14 protein-coding genes are annotated in these 21,285 nt (G+C 64.6%); 10 read left to right on the top strand and 4 right to left on the bottom strand.

The window, feature by feature from the left end; translation table 11 throughout:
• Nucleotide 1: 1 nt before the first annotated feature.
• Complete coding sequence (locus WFI52_RS13550) at nt 2-3,643, bottom strand: hypothetical protein (RefSeq protein ID WP_336627466.1); 3,642 nt, start codon at nt 3,641-3,643, stop codon at nt 2-4.
• The gene (gene pglX / locus WFI52_RS13545) at nt 3,640-6,510 is read right to left on the bottom strand and encodes a BREX-2 system adenine-specific DNA-methyltransferase PglX (RefSeq protein WP_336637422.1); all 2,871 of its coding nucleotides are present in this window, start codon (nt 6,508-6,510) and stop codon (nt 3,640-3,642) included. The genes WFI52_RS13550 and pglX overlap by 4 nt, the downstream gene beginning before the upstream one ends.
• Nucleotides 6,511-6,523: 13 nt before the next feature.
• Here pglX and WFI52_RS13540 point away from each other — a divergent pair, with 13 nt between their 5' ends.
• From WFI52_RS13540 to WFI52_RS13525, 4 genes are read left to right on the top strand one after another with little or no spacing between them, the layout of a single operon-like run.
• Nucleotides 6,524-7,933: a tyrosine-type recombinase/integrase gene (locus WFI52_RS13540; RefSeq protein ID WP_336627468.1), complete on the top strand. Its 1,410-nt coding sequence runs from the start codon at nt 6,524-6,526 to the stop codon at nt 7,931-7,933.
• Nucleotides 7,930-9,744 carry a hypothetical protein gene (locus WFI52_RS13535; RefSeq protein WP_336627469.1) on the top strand — a complete coding sequence of 605 codons (1,815 nt, stop codon included), beginning with the start codon at nt 7,930-7,932 and terminating at the stop codon, nt 9,742-9,744. Before WFI52_RS13540 ends, WFI52_RS13535 begins: the two co-directional genes overlap by 4 nt.
• Nucleotides 9,741-11,846 (top strand): hypothetical protein, encoded by a 2,106-nt coding sequence (locus tag WFI52_RS13530; protein ID WP_336627470.1) that lies wholly within the window; start codon nt 9,741-9,743, stop codon nt 11,844-11,846. The genes WFI52_RS13535 and WFI52_RS13530 overlap by 4 nt, the downstream gene beginning before the upstream one ends.
• Complete coding sequence (locus tag WFI52_RS13525; protein ID WP_336627471.1) at nt 11,839-12,252, top strand: hypothetical protein; 414 nt, start codon at nt 11,839-11,841, stop codon at nt 12,250-12,252. Before WFI52_RS13530 ends, WFI52_RS13525 begins: the two co-directional genes overlap by 8 nt.
• A gap of 78 nt (nt 12,253-12,330) precedes the next feature.
• Here the strand turns inward: WFI52_RS13525 and WFI52_RS13520 are convergent, their stop codons facing one another.
• Together WFI52_RS13520 and WFI52_RS13515 are read right to left on the bottom strand one after the other, a co-directional pair.
• Nucleotides 12,331-12,456, bottom strand: coding sequence for a hypothetical protein (locus WFI52_RS13520; RefSeq protein WP_336627472.1), 126 nt, complete (start codon nt 12,454-12,456; stop codon nt 12,331-12,333).
• A 154-nt stretch (nt 12,457-12,610) separates the two neighbouring features.
• Entirely contained in the window at nt 12,611-13,120 is a 510-nt protein-coding gene (locus tag WFI52_RS13515) for a hypothetical protein (RefSeq protein WP_336627473.1), read from the bottom strand.
• Nucleotides 13,121-13,332: 212 nt separating this feature from the next.
• On the opposite strand from WFI52_RS13515, the gene WFI52_RS13510 reads away from it, so the two are divergent.
• The 6 genes from WFI52_RS13510 to WFI52_RS13485 all read left to right on the top strand — a co-directional run bounded on the left by WFI52_RS13510 (nt 13,333) and on the right by WFI52_RS13485 (nt 21,283).
• Complete coding sequence (locus tag WFI52_RS13510; protein WP_336627474.1) at nt 13,333-13,617, top strand: helix-turn-helix domain-containing protein; 285 nt, start codon at nt 13,333-13,335, stop codon at nt 13,615-13,617.
• A gap of 77 nt (nt 13,618-13,694) precedes the next feature.
• The gene (locus tag WFI52_RS13505; RefSeq protein WP_336627475.1) at nt 13,695-14,090 is read left to right on the top strand and encodes a hypothetical protein; all 396 of its coding nucleotides are present in this window, start codon (nt 13,695-13,697) and stop codon (nt 14,088-14,090) included.
• 32 nt (nt 14,091-14,122) lie between these two features.
• Entirely contained in the window at nt 14,123-14,554 is a 432-nt protein-coding gene (locus tag WFI52_RS13500; RefSeq protein ID WP_336627476.1) for a hypothetical protein, read from the top strand.
• A gap of 48 nt (nt 14,555-14,602) precedes the next feature.
• A complete protein-coding gene (locus tag WFI52_RS13495) occupies nt 14,603-14,785 on the top strand; it encodes a helix-turn-helix domain-containing protein (protein WP_336627477.1) in 183 nt (60 codons plus the stop codon).
• 70 nt (nt 14,786-14,855) lie between these two features.
• Entirely contained in the window at nt 14,856-18,455 is a 3,600-nt protein-coding gene (locus WFI52_RS13490; RefSeq protein WP_336627478.1) for a helicase-related protein, read from the top strand.
• Nucleotides 18,452-21,283 carry a DUF1156 domain-containing protein gene (locus WFI52_RS13485; RefSeq protein ID WP_336627479.1) on the top strand — a complete coding sequence of 944 codons (2,832 nt, stop codon included), beginning with the start codon at nt 18,452-18,454 and terminating at the stop codon, nt 21,281-21,283. Before WFI52_RS13490 ends, WFI52_RS13485 begins: the two co-directional genes overlap by 4 nt.
• Nucleotides 21,284-21,285: the final 2 nt, after the last annotated feature.

Raw genomic sequence — 21,285 nt, 5'->3', positions numbered from 1 at the left:
GTCACTCGATTCGCCAGGTAATGGTCACTTCGGCCCCGGGCCCCGCCTTGTCGCCGATCTCCGCTCGGAGCTCAGCCAAGACCTTATCGAGGTCTGTCAGCGGCGCGTGGCGCGTCCCCGATGTCTCGCTCGCAGCGGAGACGCCAGGGCCCGTGTCGACAGGCGCCGGCTCAACCGACGTCGGCGTGACCACCGAGGACGTAGTGGGACCCGGCATCGGCTGCACCACAAGGGCCCGCGCGCGCGTCGCGACGTCCTTCAGGCGTGGCTCGAGTGGCACTACCGATTCGTCGACGGCCGCTGCGCCGCGCAGCTCCACAATCGCCGCATCGAATGAGGTGTCGGCGCGTGTCTGCGCGGCGGCGATGATCCCCCAATCGAGCGTGCGAAGCTCGCGCGCCAGCCGCTCCGCCGTTGCGTACGTGCGCCCGAAGGCGCTGAGCTCGATTGGTAGGTCAAATGTGGCGAGGGCCTCGATGCGAGACTTATCGTTGCCTGCTTGCCGTATGGTGGCTACCAGATCATTGAGACGTCGGGCGGTCGCTGCGCGGCCGATCTCTGCAGACGACTCAATGCCCAGTATCTCGCCATGCTCATCGAGCTGGGCGAGGAGATCGGCGACCGCACTCGTCTCGAGCGTCGTCTTGATGGCATTGCCGAATCGGGCGACAGCGCGCGGCGTCAGGTTTGTCTCCGGAGCTACGCCGAAGATTCGACCGGCTCGAGTCTTCGCGATTTCCCAGTCATCGATGTCGGGCAGGTTCGCCTTGCGTACGGCCGCACCGTCAGGCAAGGACTGCAACGACGGCTGTCCTACACCAACAAAATCCCAGTTCCCCAGTGCAGCCCAGGTGAGCAGTACGGCGTTCTCCATCGCCGCGGTCATTCCCCAGTAGCTGAGCTTTGCGCGCAGCGATCCAACGGTGATCCCTGCCCCCAGCTCGCCCTCCCAACGGGCGAAGTCCGAATTCCACCCGAAGTGCGCGGCATCGACCACGACGACGTTCTCGTTCAACGCGCCAAGGCGCAGCGGCGCGACGATATCGCGCGCGAGCTTCTGCTCAGCGGCGCCGAGGCCCTGTCGGCGACCGCCTGCTTCGATCGTTCCCGCCACGAGATCCATCGCGTCGCTCAGGCGGCGAAGCGTGACCTCCTCGACGCCGAGGTCGGGGTGGTTCGGAAACTCATGCTTCCAGGCTGTGTCGAGCGCATGCTTCAGCCCGGTGAGGAGCGTGCCCGTGGGCGGCGGTGCGATGGTGAGTCCCTCGACAAGCGGCGAGAAGATCTGGTTGCCGGCGAGTTCGGCGTCGACATTGCCCTCGTCGGGCGCATTGACCCCATATGCCTGACGTAAAGCTGTCGTCAGCCCATCACGAAGGGTGCGCTGCCTCGTCTCAAGTGTCTGTTTCGCCGGCCCGCGGTCGGCAAGCGGGAGGTGGTCAGAGTTGGCATCGAACCTGGTGCCGGTGAGCAGGTAGTCGAGGAGCACGAGCTTGCCCAGGTCGTCCTGGCGTACTTCGGAGAGGAAGTTCGGAATCCACGCGATCGTGTTCGCAGTCCGCCCCTGATCGCGCAGTTTCTGCAGTCGGACGACGTCGTACGCAGGCGAGTAGCTTCCGCTGTCGTAGGGGAAGTCGATGATCACTCGCCACTGATCGTCGCTGTGGATCAAATCGCTATCGAGCACCTCGGCTTCGTCACGGACGTTGCCGAACTTGACCGTCACGGAGCGCTTCTGTCCACGCCAGACGTGGTTGAGTGGCAGCCCGACGAGGCTGACGGATGCCGCGGGCAGCCCCAACTCGTCGGTAATGAGCCGCCGCACCAACTCTCGCCTCGTCTGCAGGTTGTCTTCCGTGCTGACGCGTTCCAGGATCGAGTCGTAGTCAACGCCACTCAGCGTGGCGGTGATGATGGGGTCGTGGCCGTCACCGATGCTGATCTCACCGAACTCGGTCGCCCACTGTCGCACGGTCGCCAGCACCTGGCCCGCCTCGTCGCCGGGGATGAAGGCTGAGATCGTGCCCCAGTTGAGCGCCGCCAACTTCGCGGCCGTGAGGTTCGACAGAGACTTCGCTTGCGGTGCGAGAGCAGCGATGAGCACGGTCTTCGCCAACCTGTCCTCGGTGGCAAACGGGTGGTCGCGATCGAGATCTGTCGCCTGCGCTTCGCTGAGGGAATGCTTGCGCAAGAGGTACGGCCGCATCTTCTCTCGATAGAACTTCGCGGAGACCGCGAAATGGCGCTTCATCTCCTCGCTGAGAGGCTGTGACCCGCCCAGCACGATGGGCGCATACAGGTCGCCGACCGGAATCACATCACGCACCCGGAGAGCATCACGACCGTCGGCGAGCAACTCGGCCATCAGCTTCAGCGCGGTGCGCTCGCGCTGCATCAGCGTCGACAGCGCAACCATCGTGTCGACGAGCGCGGGGCTGAAGGGATAGACGTCAGCGAAGTCCTTCTCGTCGGAGTTCGCGTCGTCGGAGAGCAGGTATCCCCAGGCCGCGTAGTCCTGTCGGACCTCGGCGAGAGCTGTGCCGAGAGTGAGCTCAGCCTCGCGATCGACAGGTCGAAGCAGACGCTGCTTCACGATCTTAGGGAGGTCGGCCGCCTGCAGTCGAATCTTGTCGAAGCGGTCTTCCCAGTAGGCGAAAAGCTGCCCTTGAGCGACGCGCTGAGCACCCGCGACGTGCGTTCCGAGGAAGTCACGCAGGTCGCGCTGCCGCGCGAGGAAGGAGGTGATCGGAATCGGCAGATTTGCGGCGGCGTTCTCAGCGAGCTGGACGACCTTTTCGATCTCGTTCTGCACCCACGCTTGATCGGCGAGGTGCTGACCGAGCCAGAGCACGATCTCGTCGATGAGGAAGACGAGTCCCTGATATCCGAGACTCTTGGCGTGCGCGGTCAGGGCCCGCAGCCCGTCCGACATCGGAAGCCACTCACCGGAACGGACTGATGCGGAGAAGTAGGCCGAGACGAGATCGCCAACGAGGCGGTCGCGGTCGTCGTTGCCTGGTCCGGCGTTGGCTGCAGCATCGAAGCTCTCCGCATCCCACGCGGTGCCGAGGTCACCCCATGCCGCATCACCACCGCCGAGTCCGTCGAAGAACGCGTCGTCCCCCATGCGTTCGCGCAGGGTGTGCGCATCGGCGAGCAGTCCGTCGCTCACGTGCAGGATCGGAGCGGCCGCTTCGGGGTGCTTCGATGCGATCGCCGCAAGGTACCCACCGAACAGAGCGTCTTCGAAGGACTTTGCTCCGAGAAGGTTGTAATCCACAACGAGCAGGCGCCGCTCAAGGATGTCCTGCCGCGCCGCAACAACAGCCTCTAGCCCCGGGATCTGCCGCGCCGGAATGTGCCCCGACAACAGCAGATGCAGAACCGCCATGTAGTGCGACTTACCCGCACCGAACGATCCATCTAGGAACGCCCCCCGCGACGACTGTCGGCTGAGTGAGCCAGCGACGAGGTCGAGCCCTTCACCGACGGCTTCAGCGATCGCGTTGGTCACGACGTAGTCACGAATCGTTTGCTCGTGCCGTGCAACGCCTTCGTCCAGCTTGATGACGAAGTCCGCCGCCTCGACTCGTTCTGGCAGGTCGATGAGGTCACGGAGCGGCGAGTTGAGGGTGAAGGTCATGACTTCTTCCTTCCACGAGTCGCGGGCGCCGGGCGCCAGGCGAGAACGGTGTCGGCCCCCATATCGAGGCGGCCGAGCAGAGCGGTGGTGGCAGCCGACACGGCGGATGCCGGGCTCACGCCCGACCGCGCGTCGATGTCGCCATACCACTGGTCGAGCCACGGTTGCAGTTCGATCAGCGCGCCGACAAGCGGAACGACCTGCTCGTCCGGAGCGCCCGCACGCGACAACTCACCGGCGAGGCGCGCGATGGCCTGCCCCCGCTGTGAGTGGTCCCAACCCGCCCATCCGTAAAGCTCGGTTGCGTCATCGGGAAGCCGAGCCCCAGGGAACGAGAGGAACCGTTCCTTCGGCACATCGAGCTTTGCCCGCGCGGTCCAGTAGGTCGGCTTCAGAAAGTCACCTTGGGCGTACTTGGGCGGTACCGGGACGTCGACTCGCTCACCCCGGTCTTCGGCGCGCTGCAGATCCCATGTGCGCTCCCACGCTCGGAACTTCTCAATCCCCGCGGGCTTGTAGCGCAGGGGCGCAAACGGCGGCACCGCCTCCGGCGAGAGAAGCTTGCCGATCTCCGTCGTCAGATCGAAGTCTTGTGACCCGGCGTGGATCGTCATCAACTCCCGGACTCGCTCGTCGCGACGGAGTTCGTCGGCGACCTGAGCCGCGGACCGCACGAGCGGCCGCCCCGAGCCGTCAACCCAGATCTCCGCGGACTCTAGGCGGCCCAGCAGCTCAGCGCGAACCGCATCCGCCACCATTCGATCCCACCCGGGGGTCTCCCACTTCCGCTTGAAGTCAGGGGTCTCCAACAATCGGATGGCCGGATCCTTCTCAATTTCGGCGAGCCGCGCCTCAATGAGCTCTACGTATGCAGTGTCTTCAAGTTGGGGCACATCCGTCGTCGTCACCTCTGCGAACTCGTCGAACCAACGAGTGACCAATTCTCCGGACGCCACCTTCCGGGCGAGTGCGATCTCAACCGGTCGCTGGCCAACGACGACACCGCGCGTGACGGCGCCGGCCCTCCTCGGCGCGAGCTCGGTCAGTCCATATGCCGCGTAAGCCGCCCAATCCAGCTCCTCCTGCAGGGCGATCATCAGGCCGCGGTTGGCTGACCACTTTTCATGGGCGTCGCGGAGAGCAGCTGAGACATCTGGCATTGTCATCGCGCTCGGAATAAGCGCCGCCGACTCCCGTGCGAGCTCGTCGATTCGCAAGGCGTAAGGACGCAGGCTGACCTCGGGGAGAGGGAACTCCTGCAGCTTGGTGGCGGTGAACTCGTAGAAGTCACGCCACTTCTCATCCTTGCTACTGCCCCCACCAGGGCCGCCCTTATTGTGGCTGACCTGCTTGAGCCAGAAGCAAGCGGTGGAGGAATTGAGCACGCCGAGCAGGTCGAAGTGATCGTCCTCGGTGGCGTCCGCCGGGAGCTTGATCACCGGCGCCGTTCTTCCAAACACATGGAGGCCACGGTCCAGCGCAAAGTGATTATGAGTGGCGACAAAAGCAAAGGCAATCGTCAGCGGGGATCGAAGCTTTGACTTTGCGAGCATTCCGTACTCAAACCACTCGAGCCCGCGTTGTACACGTGTCTTTCCGAACATCACGTACCCGGACACGATCTGCTTGAACGGCCACATCCAGCGCGACTCACGCGCTTCGGTTGTTACGTGCAGTGCCTCGTCATATGGCCAGAAGCGCCTTGTCCCATGCAGTGAATAGTCGCGCACCGCTTCGCCAGCCACGATCGGCATAGTCGCATCGGCGTACCACGAGGGAACTTCGAATGCCTCTTCCTCGCCGACGACGGCCATGATGCCCACCTCGGAAGCGGCTTCGCTAAGCCGCCGACTCGAGGCAGCGTCGATGCGATCCTTAAGTTCGCCGGCGCCACCCCCCGACAGAGACCAGGGAGAGACGGCATAAGTCTCCCGCGGAACGTCCGTAACGGTCACGTAGTTTCCGTCGTATCCCGGCTCATCAACATGCTCGGCGATATCCGTCCATACCAAGCCCCGGGCTGGCACGGCAGGCTGGCCCGGCTCCCCGCGCACACCGAGAACTGCGCGAACCCCGTCCGACATAGGCTTCCGGGGCCGTCCGACGAGGATGACCGTCGGCGTCCCGTGGCCCGGAATGTAGGCACCTGACGTATCAATGATGTGGCTGAGGTCCACATAGGACGGGCGAGTGCTACCGGTGTATTTGCCCGACAGGAACTGCTCGATGAGCTTCTTGCCGAACTCTCGCTTCATGAACGAATTCGAAGTGATCTGCCCGACGTGGCCGGCGCCGCCAGCGGCATCTGGTTGCTTCGCGAGGCGGAAAAGCAGCTCCATGAACGGAACTGAGAGCGCGTACTTGCCGTGGCAGGTGCTGTACAGCGCACGGTAGGTGTCGCGCAGACGTGCGTCCGGTGGCTGAATGTAAGGCGGGTTCGCGACAACGACGTGATACTGACCCGGCGCGAGGATGTTCGCGTGTTCCTGGAGGTCTTCGGTCTGGTACGCGAAGTACTCGCCGTCGCCCATATCGAGTTTCGCCTCGGGGCTTTGTCCACCCAGCAGAGAGTCACCGATTGCAAGGTGATAGCGGAAGGCGGGCGCCGCGACCAGAGTGGTGATCCCCGCCGCCTTGATCGCGGCGACAGTGAGACGGAAGCGCGCGATCGCGATGGCAAACGGGTTGAGGTCGACGCCGTGGATCGAGTCAAGCGCGCGCTGCGCGCGGTCCCCTTTGTCGAGACCTGGTGCGGACATGCTCCATTCGGACATCAGCCGCTCGAACGCACCGAGCAAGAAGTGCCCTGAGCCGCACGCGGTTATGTGTAGGTTCGGGCAGTGTCTCAACCACCCGCCCGACCGCACCCCCCGGAGCACGATGTACCTGCGTTTCGTCGACCACCAGCTCACCGCCACACCCGACCTCGACGAGCGCACCAGAGAGGCGTACTCGCGCGGTCGGTCACTTCCCGAAGGGATGCCGGTTCTGCTCGATGAGCATTGGCGCCCGGTCGAACCCTGGCTGACGTACTTTCGCCTCATCGCGTCGTCCGCAGACCAAGCCACTCTTCGCGCCTACGCCTACGACGCGCGGCGATTCGCCTCGTTCCTCGACGGGCGGCGGACCGACGTCATCCACGCATCAAGTGACGACATCGTCGCCTACCGCGATTGGCGCTTGAGCGGCTCCGAACGACCCGTTGCGCCGGCGACCTGGCAACGCGAGGTGGTCGTCATCCGCGGGATCTACCAGCTGCTCTCGCAGACCGGGCAGATTCGGCGCGAGCCGTGGATCACGATCGGACGATCGTCGCCTCTCCGGACAAACTGGCGGAGCGAGCCCGACATTCGCCCACTGACGCAGTCGCAGTGGCTCACCTTCCGCGACATCGGCCTCGGCGGCCGGACTGCCGCCGGGGAACTCGATCCGAGCTGGCGAGGTAGCACGAGCTTGCGTTCGCAGGCAGGCGCCCAGCTGGCCCTCACTACCGGAATGCGGCTCGGCGAGTTCTCGACACTGCTGAATACAGAGGTGCCGAAGTCCAGCACAGGCATCTCGGTTCTTCTCGAAGCGTGCGCGAAGTACCAGAAGCGCCGGCGCGTCCACGTTCCTCTCATGACGCTCAAGGCGGTGGACCTTTATCGCCAGACGGAGCGCCGAGCGATCGTCCGCGCGTCAGCCGCATCCCTCTGGCGCCGCCGTTCGGAGCTCTTCGTCGTCGACGAACTCGACGCCTCGGCAGGAATCGTTCGAGGGCGCGTCGATGGACGGAGATCGAGGTGGAGGCTGCATCAGTTCCCGCCACACTTGCGACGGATCGCCGTCGTCGAGCGGGATCAGGGGCTTGAGGCTCTCGGCTTGTTCGTTGGCCGGGGCGGGTTGCCGATCAGCCGACGGGCGTGGCACGCGACGTTCGAGGCAGCGAGCCATCGAACGCTGCACCTCGCGCAGGATCAGATGGGCGGTCGGCGTGCGCGGATCACTCCGCATGATCTCCGCCACACGTTCGCGGTTGTGCTCCTCAAATCACTGACCGATGTCGCCCTCGCCCGCGAGGCGGAGCGACGGGCGGGCAACGTTGGCCCGGCCACGCTGTCCGAGCACATCTCCATCAATCCGCGCCTCACGGTGCAACGTCTGCTCGGCCACTCGAACCCCGCAACGACCATGGTGTACCTGCGCTACATCGAGGACACCGACGCGCTCATCCAGGACGTGTTCGAGAGCTGGAGCGACGAGGCCGTGACCTTCGCAGATGCAGTCCTCGGTGATCGGAATGCCGCGTGACCACGGTTGACCTTTCCCCACGCCAGATTTCACTCCTGGTTTCGTCTGGGAATCTGAATGGCGCCCTCGCCCCGCTCGATTTCGAGCACGCAATCCTCGCAGCAGAGTTCGCTGACGCTCTGATCAGCCTGCGGCGAACCGGCGGCCTATCCGACGGCACGGCCTACCAGTACCGCCGCGCCCTCATCAATCTGCTGCGTGGCCTGTCCGATCGGCTCCCGCGAACCGCGAGCCTTGCCACACCCGGCGCCAGCGTCGTCGACGCATTCCATATGTGGGAATCCGCGTTGGCGGGCGCCTATCCACCCGAGAGCGGGATCCCATACAAGTACGGCACGCAGATCCGCGCACTTGTCCGCATGCACGCCGCCAGCGGCCGCGACGTCAGCGAACATACGCTGCGGTGGGCTCAGGCACGAGGCTTGCACCAGGTCGCAGACTCCACACCGTTGGATGAGTTTTCGAACGCGGAACGCCTCGCGATCCGGGACGCCTGCCGCGCTCGAATCCGCGACCTCGAGACTCGCGTCGCGGTAAGCCGGCGGCTACTCGCCATCGGCGAGGATCCTCGCGTCAACGGCTGGCGCCGCACCGCCGACGTCTTGTGGGGTGTTCGTCACCTCGGACGCCGATCCGGGGCCTCGATCGAGGGCGACATCCTGGAGGCATGCGCGGCGGGAGTGCTCGACGATCTGGACGCTGACTTCGCGCACGAGCGGGCGGTCAACCAGGTCGACGCCGGTCGAATCACACGGCGACTTCTGCACTTCCTCTATCCGACCAGCGAAGACCTCGTCGCATTCCGCTCGCTGCTGCAACTTGAGACCGGCGCGGCGCCAGAAGAATGGTCAGGCGTGCTCCTGCCGGACATCGAACACTCCACCGGCGCCCTTCACGTGAAGCTCCACAAGGCGCGGGCACATCGGACCCGGACGGTGCGCTGCACAGTCACGAGGTCGGGCGACGGCAAGGGTTGGCGCGCAGGAGATCTCGTCCTCCGCCTCATCGCTGCCACCGAACTCGCTCGAGCCGAAGCAATGGAGGCCGGTGCGCCCGACGCGCAGGCCTTGTTCCTCACCGTGCATCGCACAACGTCAAGGCACCTCGTCGTACGCCGCGAGTCATTCTCGCGTCTGCCGTTTACGTCACTGCTGACGTCGATCTCGCCGGAGATCTCGCAGCCCTACGACTCCCGCCGACTGCGCAAGACAGTGAAGAGCGTTCGCGCGGCGGTACTCCGCAGCGCGAATGCTGCGGCCGGTGACGACCACAGCGTCGCCGTCTATCAACGCCACTACGCACAGTCCACGACGGTGCATGTTCTCGCCGGTAGCGCCGTCAACGCGGCCCAGCATCAAGTGTTCGACCGGCTTCGTGGGCCTGTCTTCGTCCACGCCGAGGCCAGCACAATCGACCAGGCTGCAGGAGACCTGGCCGTGGCCGCCGCCGCGGAACTGACCTCCACCAGCACCGACCGCGCAATCGGCGTGACCGGATGCACGTCACCCTACGGATCGCCTTTCACACCTGCCGGGCGTCTCTGCGAGCATCGACCATCCATGTGCTTCGCGTGCCCGAACGCCATTGTGTTCGCCGACCACCTGCCGCGTATCCTCGCGTACCGCGAGATTCTCCGTGGCCACGAGGGCGAGATGACCCCGGCACAGTTCGCCGCGACGCATGGCCAGCAACTCGTCAACATCGAACGCATCCTCAGCGAGTTCTCCCCGGCAGAGATCGAGAATGCGCAGCTCGCACATCAGGCTGCGTCGGTCCACGTGCCGCTCACCCAGAGAGGAATCCACCTGTGAGCGTGGACCGCATACATCCCGCCGAGCCCGCCGCCACCCTCGCCAGCGCCCACTGGTCCGCCGACACCCCCGTCATCTCCCATCATCGACTCGAGCACGACTACGCCATCCCGATCTTCGGGGATGAGCGCCGCTGGGACCTCGGCGCCTTGGGTTGGAATCCCGCCGCCGGCCGACACAGCGTGGTCCTGACGTTCGACTCGTTCAGCGGCGCGTGGAACCTCCGCGCTCGGGAACTCGCAATGGCGCTTCTCAACCCTGTGCATCCGGTCCTACGCGATCAGATGCTCTACCTTCAGGCCACGCACGCGCATCCCAAGACGATCCGGTCGAAGCTCGAAGGCTTGAAGCACTTCGCCACGTGGCACGCCGCGAACCTTCCCGACCTTCCGATCACCGACCTCCACCAGGCACACCTCGATCACTTCCTCACAGACAGCAAAGCGGTCGGGATCCACTTCAGAACGCGGCAGACAATCGATGCGATCCGTGAACTTCACACCTATGAAGCCGTGCTCACCGGCGGCGGCATTCCGTTCCGTCCATGGGGTGACGCGACAACGATCGCCCTCAGCGGGCGAAAGTCGAGCACCGAGCTGAGTACACCTGTGATCCCACCGCAGGTCTGGTGGCCGCTGCTGCGCGCGTGTTGGCAGTACATCGACGTGTTCTCGCACGACATCTTCGACGCCGCAGCCGAGTGGGCAGCTCTTGACCGCCCCCAGGATCAACGCGTGAAAGTCGAGCAGCCGGAGCAAGCTATCGCGGCATGGATGACCACGGATGGGAACGCGGTACCACTGCACCGCATGACCTATGGACGGTTCCGCGAAGGGGAGATCCACTGGACGCTCCTGTCGCTGCTCGCGTCCGACGGGCACAGCAAGCAACTGTTCGCTGAACTCACTCGACCCGATGTCGTCCACCGACGCCAGCGCGTCGTCGACGCGATCGCTGCTGGAACGCTGGTGACCGCGCGCGGGGGTCTCCAGACCCGCGCGACCGCGGTGGAACGCGCCGATGGATCGATCGGACCGTGGATCGACGGATTCGACCCGGCAACAATCCGTGCGCAGCTGAAGATCCTCCGCAACTCCTGCTACGTCTTCTGCGCAGCACTCACCATGATGCGCGACTCCGAACTGATGAGCATTAAGAAGGGCGCCCTCACAACCTCATATGGGGCACCCGCCGTCAGATCCCAGCTTCGGAAGGGCAGGCGCGGAACACACCACCGCAACTGGTGGATCATCGAGCCCGTCGCGCAGGCGATCGCGGTCGCCGAGCGGCTCGCGCTCGGCGACGACCTCTTCAGCTCGGTGCGCCGCGAACATCGAGCACATGACGGTGCCGGTCGATTCGACCGTCACAGCGAGTTGAAGCAGTTCATCTCCCAGCTCAACGCTCAGAGCGCAGACGCCGGCCTCGAACCGATCCCCGAGTTCCATCTCGCTCCGCACATGTTCCGGCGCACCATGGCCGTGATCACCGCGCAGCAGCCGGACGGCGAGATCGCGCTCGGCATCCAGCTCAAACACGCGGCGCGCCGAGCCATCGCGAACGGCACCACCTCCGGATACGCCAGCGAAACCCCGGAATGGGCGGCGGAGTTCGAGCACGAACTGCAAGAAGCAGTCGCATCCCGACTAATCGGGGCCTGGTCGTCCCACCAGGAGCAAGAGATACGCCTCGCCGGCGCCGGCGCCCAGCGGTTCCGAAGCGAGCTCGCCAAGGTGGAGGTCGAAGCGGACAGCGAGGTCAAAGTCGGTGACGCGCGCACGCTGCGCACGCTCCTGCGCGATCGCTTCAGCACCCTACGGTGGGGCACCGTCAACCACTGTCTCGGCATCCCCGAGCAAGCCGCATGCCTGAAAGGTCTGCCGGAAGGGGCCTCCGCCGACGGTGTCATGCCCAATCGTTGTCAACCCACGACGTGCGGCAACTCCGTCGTCACCGACGAACACGCACCCGTCTGGATTGCGGAAGAACGCGACCTCGTCGCCAAGCTTCGCGACCGCACGATGGCGCCACACAACCGTGAGCAACTCGAGACCGAGCTCGAAGAAGTTCGCCGAATCACCAGAAAGTTCACCGATGCCTGAGATCACCCCAGCCACGGAGCGAAAGCTACGCGACGCGATGGAGCGGCTCCTCACCGGGGCAGCCGTCCTTACCGACGGCCGAATCATCAAGGAGAACCTCTATCGCGAAGCCGGCGTCAGTCGCGCGACCATGAACCGCGCCACTGCGTTGATGGACGAGTGGTCGCAGCGCGTCGACGCCACTCAGCCCAGAGACCGCGAGATCGAGGCGCTGAAGCAATCACTTGCAGAGCGTTCGGCACAGCTCAAGGAGATCCGCGCGCGGGTGCACGAACTGGAGGGTCAACTCACGATCGCAACCACTGTCATCGCCGAGCTCCACGCGGAGAACCAGCTGCTCCGAGGCGAGGATCCGACGCGAAACGTCACGCCGATGAGACGGTCTCCGGGCACTGGTGCCCTGTGAGCGTTGGGCGTCGGTATCGAAAGTCCACATACCGGTGATGGGATCTCTAGCGCAAGATCCTGCTCATACCAGGCTGGCTCACCCTCGGAACTCGACGCCGTCCTGATCCTCGCCGTGTTGCAGCCACCCGGTCGTATCGCCCTGGGCGATCGAGTGCTCGTCGCTGCCACCAGCAGTGGCGTCGTCGTAATTAGGGCGTCCCATTGTCGCTCTCCTGGAGAGTGCCGAGCACCTTGCTCAGGTTGCCGTCGCCGCTTGCAGTGAGCGATCCGGTGGAGTCACCGATGAGGAAGACATAGTCGTCTGCGCCGTCGGACCCGCCAGCGACACTGTCATCGTAATTCGGACGTCCCAATCTTTACCCTCCCAGCACTTCGACCGCGAAGACCACGGTCAGGGCGGCGGCAGCGAATGCCAGCGCCGCAAAACCTGCCCACACCCATACCGCACGGTTCCGAAGATCCGCCTCACGGTGCGTGAGCACTTTCGCCTTGTCCTCGACGAGCTGCGTCTCGACCTGCAGCGCGTTCATCGCGCTGTCCGCATACCTGTCGACGAGACGACGAGCCTCAATGCCCATCCGCTTGCCGGGGCGCACGGCGACTGCTGCGCAGAACAAGGCAATGCAGGCAAGTGCGAGGGCAACCACGCCGAACGTGGGGGCCTTGGTCCAGAGCTGAACCGTCGATGCCGCCACCAGCACGCCAGCGGAGACTGCAAGAAATGAGGCCTTGCTAGTGACACTCGCCGTTCTCTCCGCAGCATCCGTCACGAGCCTGTCGAGCTCTTCGTTGAGCAGCCGAACACGGGCGGCACGAGCGCGACGAACCGATTCGTCGACGTCGTTGCTGCTCGTCTTCTTGCGCACGGTCTCATTCTAGGAGCGGCATCCGACACCAACCCCGGGTTGGCGGCAGCAGCGCGCGACACCGGATGATTCCAATGCTCCGGCTGGCTCTTGAGTTCCGCACGTGGCGTGGGGACTTGATCTTGTGCGGACGGTCATCCTCGAGCACGAGTTTCGCAGATTGCCATACGGATTAGGCCTAGTGGCAAAGGCCTAATCGCAACCCTGAACAGGTGCCCTCCCGCTCCAGCGCAGCAGATGAAGCATGGGAACGCTATGCCCGCGAACTCGGCCAGAACATCCAAAGAGAGCGAGCGCGTGTGGGCTACAGCCAAGATCGCGTCGCGTACGAGTCAAATCTGAGCCGATACACGTACCAGAAGCTCGAGAAGGGCGAGTCGAGACCGGGTTCGCCCGCGAACCCGACGGTCAAGACACTCCTGGCAGTCGCCCAGGTGCTCGACGTGCAGATCAGCGACCTGTTGCCACCCTCGACGCCTGATCTCACGATCCGCTGACGCCCGCTCGCTTCGCACGGAATGAGCAGGACGCGATCTACCCGGTCAGGCCTAATCGGTATGGCATTCTGCACTGTATGGGCGCTAGCGAACTGGACCAAGAGTCGTTCGTTCTGGCCGCCGAGGATCCCTATCTCAGCGCTCTCATCGGGACGATCGAGGAACCCGCCGGCTCCACCAACGCCGCCCAAGCGCGCAGGCTGACCATCGCCTGGTGGGAGCGGCACGGGACTGGCCCGTCTTGCACGGAACTGCTGCAGGCCATGTTCGCCGGCATCGTCTGGGACGAAGCCATCGAAGATCCCGGACGCACACTCCCGGAGCGCCACGAGCAGGTCGAACTGCTCCAGCGCTGGCTAATCAGCTACTGGACGCGTCTTGGCGCGATCGCCTTCACCCCGGGCCGCGACGACGTCGTTCGGCCCGGGCATCGCCATCCCGATTCGAACGACGAGCGAACGAAGCCTGCTTGATACGTTGAGCGGTTCGAGCCCGAGGAGGACGCATGCAAACAATCGCCATCGCGAACCGCACGATCACCGTCTCGCACGTCGGCACAACTAGCAGCGAATACGGCGACATCCAGCGCTACCGCGTCTCCGTGTCTGGATCCGCCGCCTCAACCGAGTTCTCGTCGCTCCGACCCAGCCGCCTCGTCGACGCGCGAGTCCTGGCCTCGGTGATCGACACCGAACTCCTGCTTGACTATGAGGGCAGCCGCGAGAGCGGGCTGCTTCGTGACGCCGGGACCGTCGCCTGGCGCGATCAGAGTCGTCCGGCGATCGAAGCCGCTCTGCGGACGCTCCGTGAGGTGGTTGCGGACATGCCGCCCGAGCCGATAAGCGACATCGAGAGCTCACTCCTTCGAGAGATCGGCAGGGCCGGCGAGGCGCCAGGTCACACAGCGAGTGGACAGGACAGCGATCCCGCCCGATAGGCTCGGGCATACCCGGAATAACCCGGTTGAATCCGCATGGGGGCGTGAATGTCCGAGCCGTGGCTCTCTGCCGACGACATTGCTGAGCACTTGGGCGTGACCAAAGACACGGTCTACGCGTGGATCTCCGATAAGGGGATGCCAGCGCACAAAGTCGGGCGTTTGTGGAAGTTCCAGGCGAGCGAGGTTGACGACTGGGTACGCACGGGGGATGCCGGATCGCCGGATTGACCCCGTCGGCCGCGATGTCGGCGGCCCGACGTATCCTGATCGACTTGCCATTTTCCAGGGGAGGAACCACGTGGACGCACCTGCGGTGACGCTCACCTCGCTGCGCGCTGGGCAACGCCTGCGTGGCGTCCTGCCTGGGCAGCCGGTGACGCTCGTCGGAGTAACACCGCTGGACGATGCGCTCGTCGAGATCTTCTTCCGTGACGACTCCGGCCGCACCGGCGAACGCATGATCACCGACGCGGATGCCGGCAAGCTCGAGCTGATCACCGATCTGGGCAACGCACCCGCCTTCGACGGCGACCCTGACGAGTTCCGACTGGCGGCCGAGGCGCTGCGCATCAAGTACGCCGCGCTCTACGACCCGATGGCGGCGGTGAACAGCTCGGACGTCGATCCGTTGCCGCATCAGATCCGCGCGGTGTACGAGGAACTCCTCCCGCGAATCCCTCTGCGGTTCCTGCTCGCCGACGACCCCGGCGCGGGCAAGACGATCATGGCCGGCCTCTACCTCAAGGAGCTCATCCTCCGCGCCGACTGCGAACGAGCGCTGATCGTCGCCCCGGGCGGCCTCGTGGAGCAGTGGCGGGAAGAGCTGTCGCAGAAGTTCGACCTCTCGTTCGAGATCTTCAACCGTCAGATGGTCGACGACGCGCAGGGTCGCAATGTGTTCGCTGAGCACCCGTTCCTCATCGCACGGATGGACCAGCTCTCCCGCAGTGACGACCTGATCGAGCAGCTCTCCGACGTCGCCTGGGACGCGGTCGTCGTCGACGAGGCGCACCGCATGTCTGCGCACTACTCGTCGTGGGCCGGTCAGGTCGACGAGACGAAGAGGTTCCGCCTCGGGCGGCTGCTCGCCGAGACCGCACACAACTTCCTCCTCATGACCGCTACCCCCCACGCAGGCAAGGAAGAGGACTTCCAGCTGTTCATGTCGCTGCTGGACCGAGACCGGTTCGAGGGCCAGTTCCGCGCCGGCGTACACCGCACTGACACTCGCGGCCTGATGCGTCGCATGGTGAAGGAAGAGCTGCTCACCTTCGAGGGGAAGCCTCTGTTCCCCGAGCGTCGCGCGTACACCGTCGAGTACGAGCTGAGCGATCCCGAGCGTGAGCTGTACGAGCTGGTGACCGGCTACGTCCGCACGGAGATGGGCCGCGCGGAACGCCTCGCGCAAGCTGGTGATAAGAAGCGCGGCAACAATGTGGGATTCGCGCTCACCGTGCTGCAGCGACGCCTCGCGTCGAGTCCGGAAGCGATCCTCCGATCGCTCGAGCGACGCCAGGTGCGACTCGAGACGCGTCTGCGGGAGTGGCAGCGCGCGACCGACGAGGCCCGCTACAGCACCTCCATGACGGCAACGATCGACGAGTGGTCGACCGGCCGTGTCGCACTGGACTTCGAAGACGCCTCCGCCGCGGCGCCGAGCTTCGACCCCGACGAGTTCGACGACCTCGATGAAGAGGTCTCCGAGGAAGAACGAGCACAGTTCGAGGCGCGTGTCGACCAGGTCGTCGACCTCGCCACCGCCGCCGAGTCGATCGGCGAACTCCGCGCGGAGATCGCGATTCTCGAAGACCTCATCCGCGTCGCGCGCCGTGTAAGGCTGCTCGATGATGACAAGAAGTGGGTGCAGCTCCGCACCATCCTCGACAACCAGCTCCTCGTCCACGACGACTCGGGCGAACCGCGCAAGATCATCATCTTCACCGAGCACAAAGACACCCTGGACTACCTGCGTCAGAAGATCACGACGCAGCTGGGTCGCCCCGAGTCGGTCATCACGATTCACGGCGGCACCCGCCGCGAAGACCGCAAGGCGGCACGCGAGCAGTTCACCTACGACCGCAACACGGTCGTGCTCCTGGCGACGGATGCCGCGGGTGAAGGCCTCAACCTGCAGCGCGCGCACCTCATGGTCAACTACGACCTGCCGTGGAACCCGAACCGCATCGAGCAGCGCTTCGGACGCATCCATCGCATCGGCCAGCGCGAGGTTTGCCACCTGTGGAACATGGTCGCGAAGGACACCCGCGAGGGGGACGTGTTCACCCGGTTGCTGTCGAAGATCGACCAGATGTCGATCGCGTACAACGGCAACCTGTTCAACGTCCTCGGCGACGCGGATGCCTTCCAGGAGAAGTCGCTCCGCGAACTGCTGATCGAGGCGATCCGGTACGGCGACGAGCCCGAACGCAAGGCCGAGCTCGACCGCGTCATCGACGCGAGCGTCGCCCACGGGCTGGACACCGTGGTCGCCGAGCGCGCACTGCACCCCGAGATGTACTCCTCTCTCAACCTCGAAGAGATCCGCGGACGGATGGAGAAGGCCCGCGAGCGACGCCTGCAGCCCGGATACATCGCGGCGTTCTTCCTCCCCGCCTTCGAACGCCTCGGCGGTCGCATCCGCCGGCGCGAGAAAGGCCGATACGAGATCACGCGGGTACCACAGCGCGTTATCGACATGGCCCGCAGGCTCAACAGGTGGGCGCCCGTGCCGGAGCGGTACGAACGAACCACGTTCGAGACCGCACTCGTTCGTCCCGAGAATCAGGCGCAGGCTGCACTCCTCGCCCCCGGCCACCCGCTGCTGCAAGCCGTCATCGAACTCACCATCGAAGATCTGGGGGCGGTGCTCAAGCGTGGAACGGTGTTCGTCGACCGTCGCGAACAGCAGTCCGAGCACGCTGCGCTGCTGTACGCGGTCGAGCAACGCATCCAGAACGCCACGCCCGACGCCGACACCGTCTCACACCACTTCGACTACCCCGTCCTCGACACCGCGGGCACAGTCACCCTCGCCGCGGCCCCTCCCTACCTCGACTATGACGCGCCACACGCCGGCGAGGCCGCGGCAATCGCCGAGATCCTCGCGGACGAATGGGCGAAGAGGGACCACGAACGCTCCGTCCGCGCATGGGCGTACCGTGACGGACTCGCACCCCGCATGGACGAACTCGCCGCGCGGATAGCCGTGGACGTCGACCGCACCCGCGTGCAGGTCAAGGAACGCCTGCTCGCCGAGATCAATCACTGGGACCGCGAACACAACCGCCTCGAAGCGCTCGAACGCGCCGGCACAATCGGCCGCATCCGCGCCGACGCCGCACTCCAGCGGGCACACCAACTCGACGAACGACTCGACACGCGGCTCCGCGCACTCGACGAAAGCACGCAACTTGTCGCCCTTCCCGCGGTCGTCCGCGGATCAGCACTCGTCGTGCCGAGCCACCAACTGTCGACTGGCGACGAGGATGCCGCGCCCCAGACCTTCGCGCGCAACACCGAGCTCGTCGAACGCCGAGCCGTCGAGGCCGTCCTCGCCACCGAACGCGCACTCGGCCGCACTCCCCACGAGATGCCCCGGAACAACCCCGGATACGACATCCAATCCTTCGATCCCGACGGGCGCATTCACTACATCGAGGTGAAGGGTCGAATCGAAGGGTCCGACACCTTCACCATCACGACGAACGAGGTCACCTTCGCCCAGACCCAGGGCGACCGCCACCGACTCGCCCTCGTCCTCGTGTCACCGGACGGCGAGAAGCGGGACCGACTCCGCTACGTGCTCGACGCGTTCACGCACATCGAGCCGTCCGCGACGACACGCTCCTACAACGAAGAGTGGCGCGACTACTGGGATCGCGGAGGTCCACCGCGATGAATGACCCGATCGAGACGACCAACCAGCCCACGAGAGACGTACAAGTGAACGCGACACCCAAGAAGAAGCTCATCGAGACCTCTCTTCCGCTCGAAGCCATCAACTTCGCCGCAGCACGCGAGAAGAAGTCGATCCGTAAGGGCCTACCCCTTATGGTGCACCTGTATTGGGCGCGCCGTCCCATCGCGGTGGCGCGGGGAGTGCTTTTCGCTCAATTGGTGGACGACCCTGCCTCGCGGCCTGAAGAGTTTCCGACAATCGCGGAACAAGATGCAGAACGCGCACGACTGCATCATCTGCTAGAGCAGCTGATTGTCTGGGAGAACAGCAATGACGAAACCCTGCTGCTTCAGGCGCGTACGGAGATCCAAAAGAGCAACAACGGTGTCCTCCCGACCATCCTGGACCCCTTTGCCGGCGGCGGCGCGATCCCTCTGGAAGCACAGCGGTTGGGTCTTGAGGCTCACGCGAGCGACCTCAACCCCCTCGCCGTTCTTATCAACAAGGCGCTGGTCGAGATTCCACCAAAGTTTGCTGGTGTTCCGCCTGTTCATCCGGGGCGAGCAGGAGCTCGAAATGGGTGGAGCCGAGCGGAGGGTCTCGCTGAAGACGTTCGCGCTTACGGCGAGTGGATGCGCAACGAAGCTGAGCGACGCATCGGAGGCCTCTACCCGAAGGTCATCGGGCCCGACGGTAGCCAACACGCTGTAATCGCCTGGATCTGGGCGCGCACCGTCACGAGCCCCAACCCTGCCAACCCGATAGAGGTGCCGCTCGTCCGCTCATGGTGGCTGAGCAAGAAAAAGGGTGCTGAGGCCTGGATCGAAGCGGAGGTAGTTGGCGGGCGAGTGCAGTACCAGATTCGCCGGGACGCCGACGGTCCGTCCGGTGATGACGACGGCACGATCGGCAGGAAGGGCGGCTACGCAGTTGGCGATCGAACACCGTTGACGCTCAACTACGTCCGAGAACAAGGCCGGGCAGGACGCATGGGAAGCCAGCTGATTGCCATCGTCGCCGAGGGTGAACGGGGGCGACTGTACCTCCCGCCGACTGCCGCGCACGCGGACATTGCCCAAGTAGCGCGTCCCAGCCATGTCCCTGAGGGCGACCTTCCAAAGAACCCTCGAGACTTCAAGACGCCGAATTATGGGCTGACGACGTGGGCAGATCTGTTCACGAACCGGCAGTTGGTTGCCCTGACGACGTTGAGTGACCTTGTCAGCGAAGCTCGAGAGAAAGTGCTGCAAGATGCAGCTGCTGCGGGCTTCGCGCCCGGTGCGCGTCTGGAGGACGGGGGGTCAGATGCCGCGGCGTACGCGGACGCTGTCGCGACCTATCTTGCGCTCGCGGTGAGTCGTGAGACGAACGCATCATCGTCTATCTGCGGCTGGGACAGCAGTTTGCAGAAGATTCGCAACGTGTTTTCTCGGCAAGCCGTCCCTATGGTTTGGGACTACGCCGAAGTCAACGTCTTCTCGCGGTGGTCCGGCGGGTTCATCACACAGATCGAGGGGATGGCTGACGCGATCGATCGCCTGCCTGCTCAACGCGCGAGCATTGCGCTTCAGGCCGACGCAGCCACACGCGACTACTCGGATGTAGCGATCTCGACCGACCCCCCGTACTACGACAACATCGGCTATTCGGATCTGTCCGACTTCTTCTACGTGTGGCTGAGGCGGTCGCTCGGCACAATTCATTCGAAACTGGTGGGCACGATGCTCACTCCGAAGGCAGAAGAACTCGTCGCGGACGCCTACCGGCATAAGGGCAAAGCTGGTGCAGAACGATTCTTCGTTGATGGGTTCAACTCCGTTTTCGCGAGCGTACGGGCGGGCGCCAGTCTGGGCGTTCCCTTGACTGTTTACTACGCATACAAACAGCAGGATTCGAGCTCCGAGGGTTCGTCGTCGACCGGCTGGCATACGCTGCTCGACGGCCTCATCGAAACTGGTTGGGAGATCACGGCCACCTGGCCCATGCGGACCGAAATGAGCGGAAGGCTGATCGGTGCGAACGCTAACGCCCTCGCATCGTCCATCGTCTTGGCCTGTCGTCCGCGCCCGTCGGATGCTCCGACTACAACTCGGCGCGCGTTTGTGGCAGCGCTGAAGTCCGAACTGCCTCAAGCGCTCCACACACTCATGCAGGGAACGATCGCACCCGTCGACCTGGCTCAAGCCGCGATCGGTCCGGGCATATCCGTGTTCTCTCGATACTCCCGCGTACGCGAGGCAGATGGATCCGACATGAGCGTGAAAGATGCACTCCTGCTGGTGAACGCGACGCTCGATGAGGTGATTGGTGAGCAGGAATCCGATTTCGATCCGGATACCCGATTCGCAGTCAAGTGGTACCGCCAGTACGGCTGGATGCAGGAGAACTCGGGCATCGCCGATCAACTCGCGCGCTCTTCCGATACGTCGATCGGAGCGCTCGAGCGCGGGGGGATCTTCGAGGCAAAGGGCGGGAAGGCGCGACTTCTCTCGCCGACCCAGCTCGAAGGCGCATGGGACGTGAGCACCGACGAGCGCGTCAGCGTGTGGGAGGCGACGGTCCGCCTCGCGGCGGTGATGGCGAAGCACGGAGCCGATCAAGTCGCTTCGATGCTCCCCTCAGTTCAGACGCGGGTGAATCTCGACGCGGTCAAGGAGTTGGGATTCCTGCTCTTCCACGAGGCAGAGAAGAAGCGCGACACCAAGGACGCGATTCTCTTCAACGGCTTGGTGAGTGCATGGGGTGACGTGAACGAGCAGGCGCGAAAGCATGCCGGTGCGCCGCGGGCCGTTCAACAGGCGTTCGACTTCGATGAGGATGGGGACTGAGT

It is taken from the genome of Microbacterium sp. MMO-20 (assembly GCF_037147735.1).
Taxonomy (GTDB): domain Bacteria; phylum Actinomycetota; class Actinomycetes; order Actinomycetales; family Microbacteriaceae; genus Microbacterium.
This window is presented reverse-complemented; position numbering and strand designations above follow the sequence as displayed.

What these genes read in the sequence shown, in the direction of transcription:
- WFI52_RS13550 (WP_336627466.1), bottom strand. Translation starts at nt 3,643, where the DNA reads ATGACCTTCACCCTCAACTCGCCGCTCCGTGACCTCATCGACCTGCCA.
- WFI52_RS13540 (WP_336627468.1), top strand. Translation starts at nt 6,524, where the DNA reads ATGTACCTGCGTTTCGTCGACCACCAGCTCACCGCCACACCCGACCTC.
- WFI52_RS13525 (WP_336627471.1), top strand. Translation starts at nt 11,839, where the DNA reads ATGCCTGAGATCACCCCAGCCACGGAGCGAAAGCTACGCGACGCGATG.
- WFI52_RS13520 (WP_336627472.1), bottom strand. Translation starts at nt 12,456, where the DNA reads ATGGGACGCCCTAATTACGACGACGCCACTGCTGGTGGCAGCGACGAG.
- WFI52_RS13505 (WP_336627475.1), top strand. Translation starts at nt 13,695, where the DNA reads ATGGGCGCTAGCGAACTGGACCAAGAGTCGTTCGTTCTGGCCGCCGAG.
- WFI52_RS13500 (WP_336627476.1), top strand. Translation starts at nt 14,123, where the DNA reads ATGCAAACAATCGCCATCGCGAACCGCACGATCACCGTCTCGCACGTC.
- WFI52_RS13495 (WP_336627477.1), top strand. Translation starts at nt 14,603, where the DNA reads ATGTCCGAGCCGTGGCTCTCTGCCGACGACATTGCTGAGCACTTGGGC.
- WFI52_RS13485 (WP_336627479.1), top strand. Translation starts at nt 18,452, where the DNA reads ATGAATGACCCGATCGAGACGACCAACCAGCCCACGAGAGACGTACAA.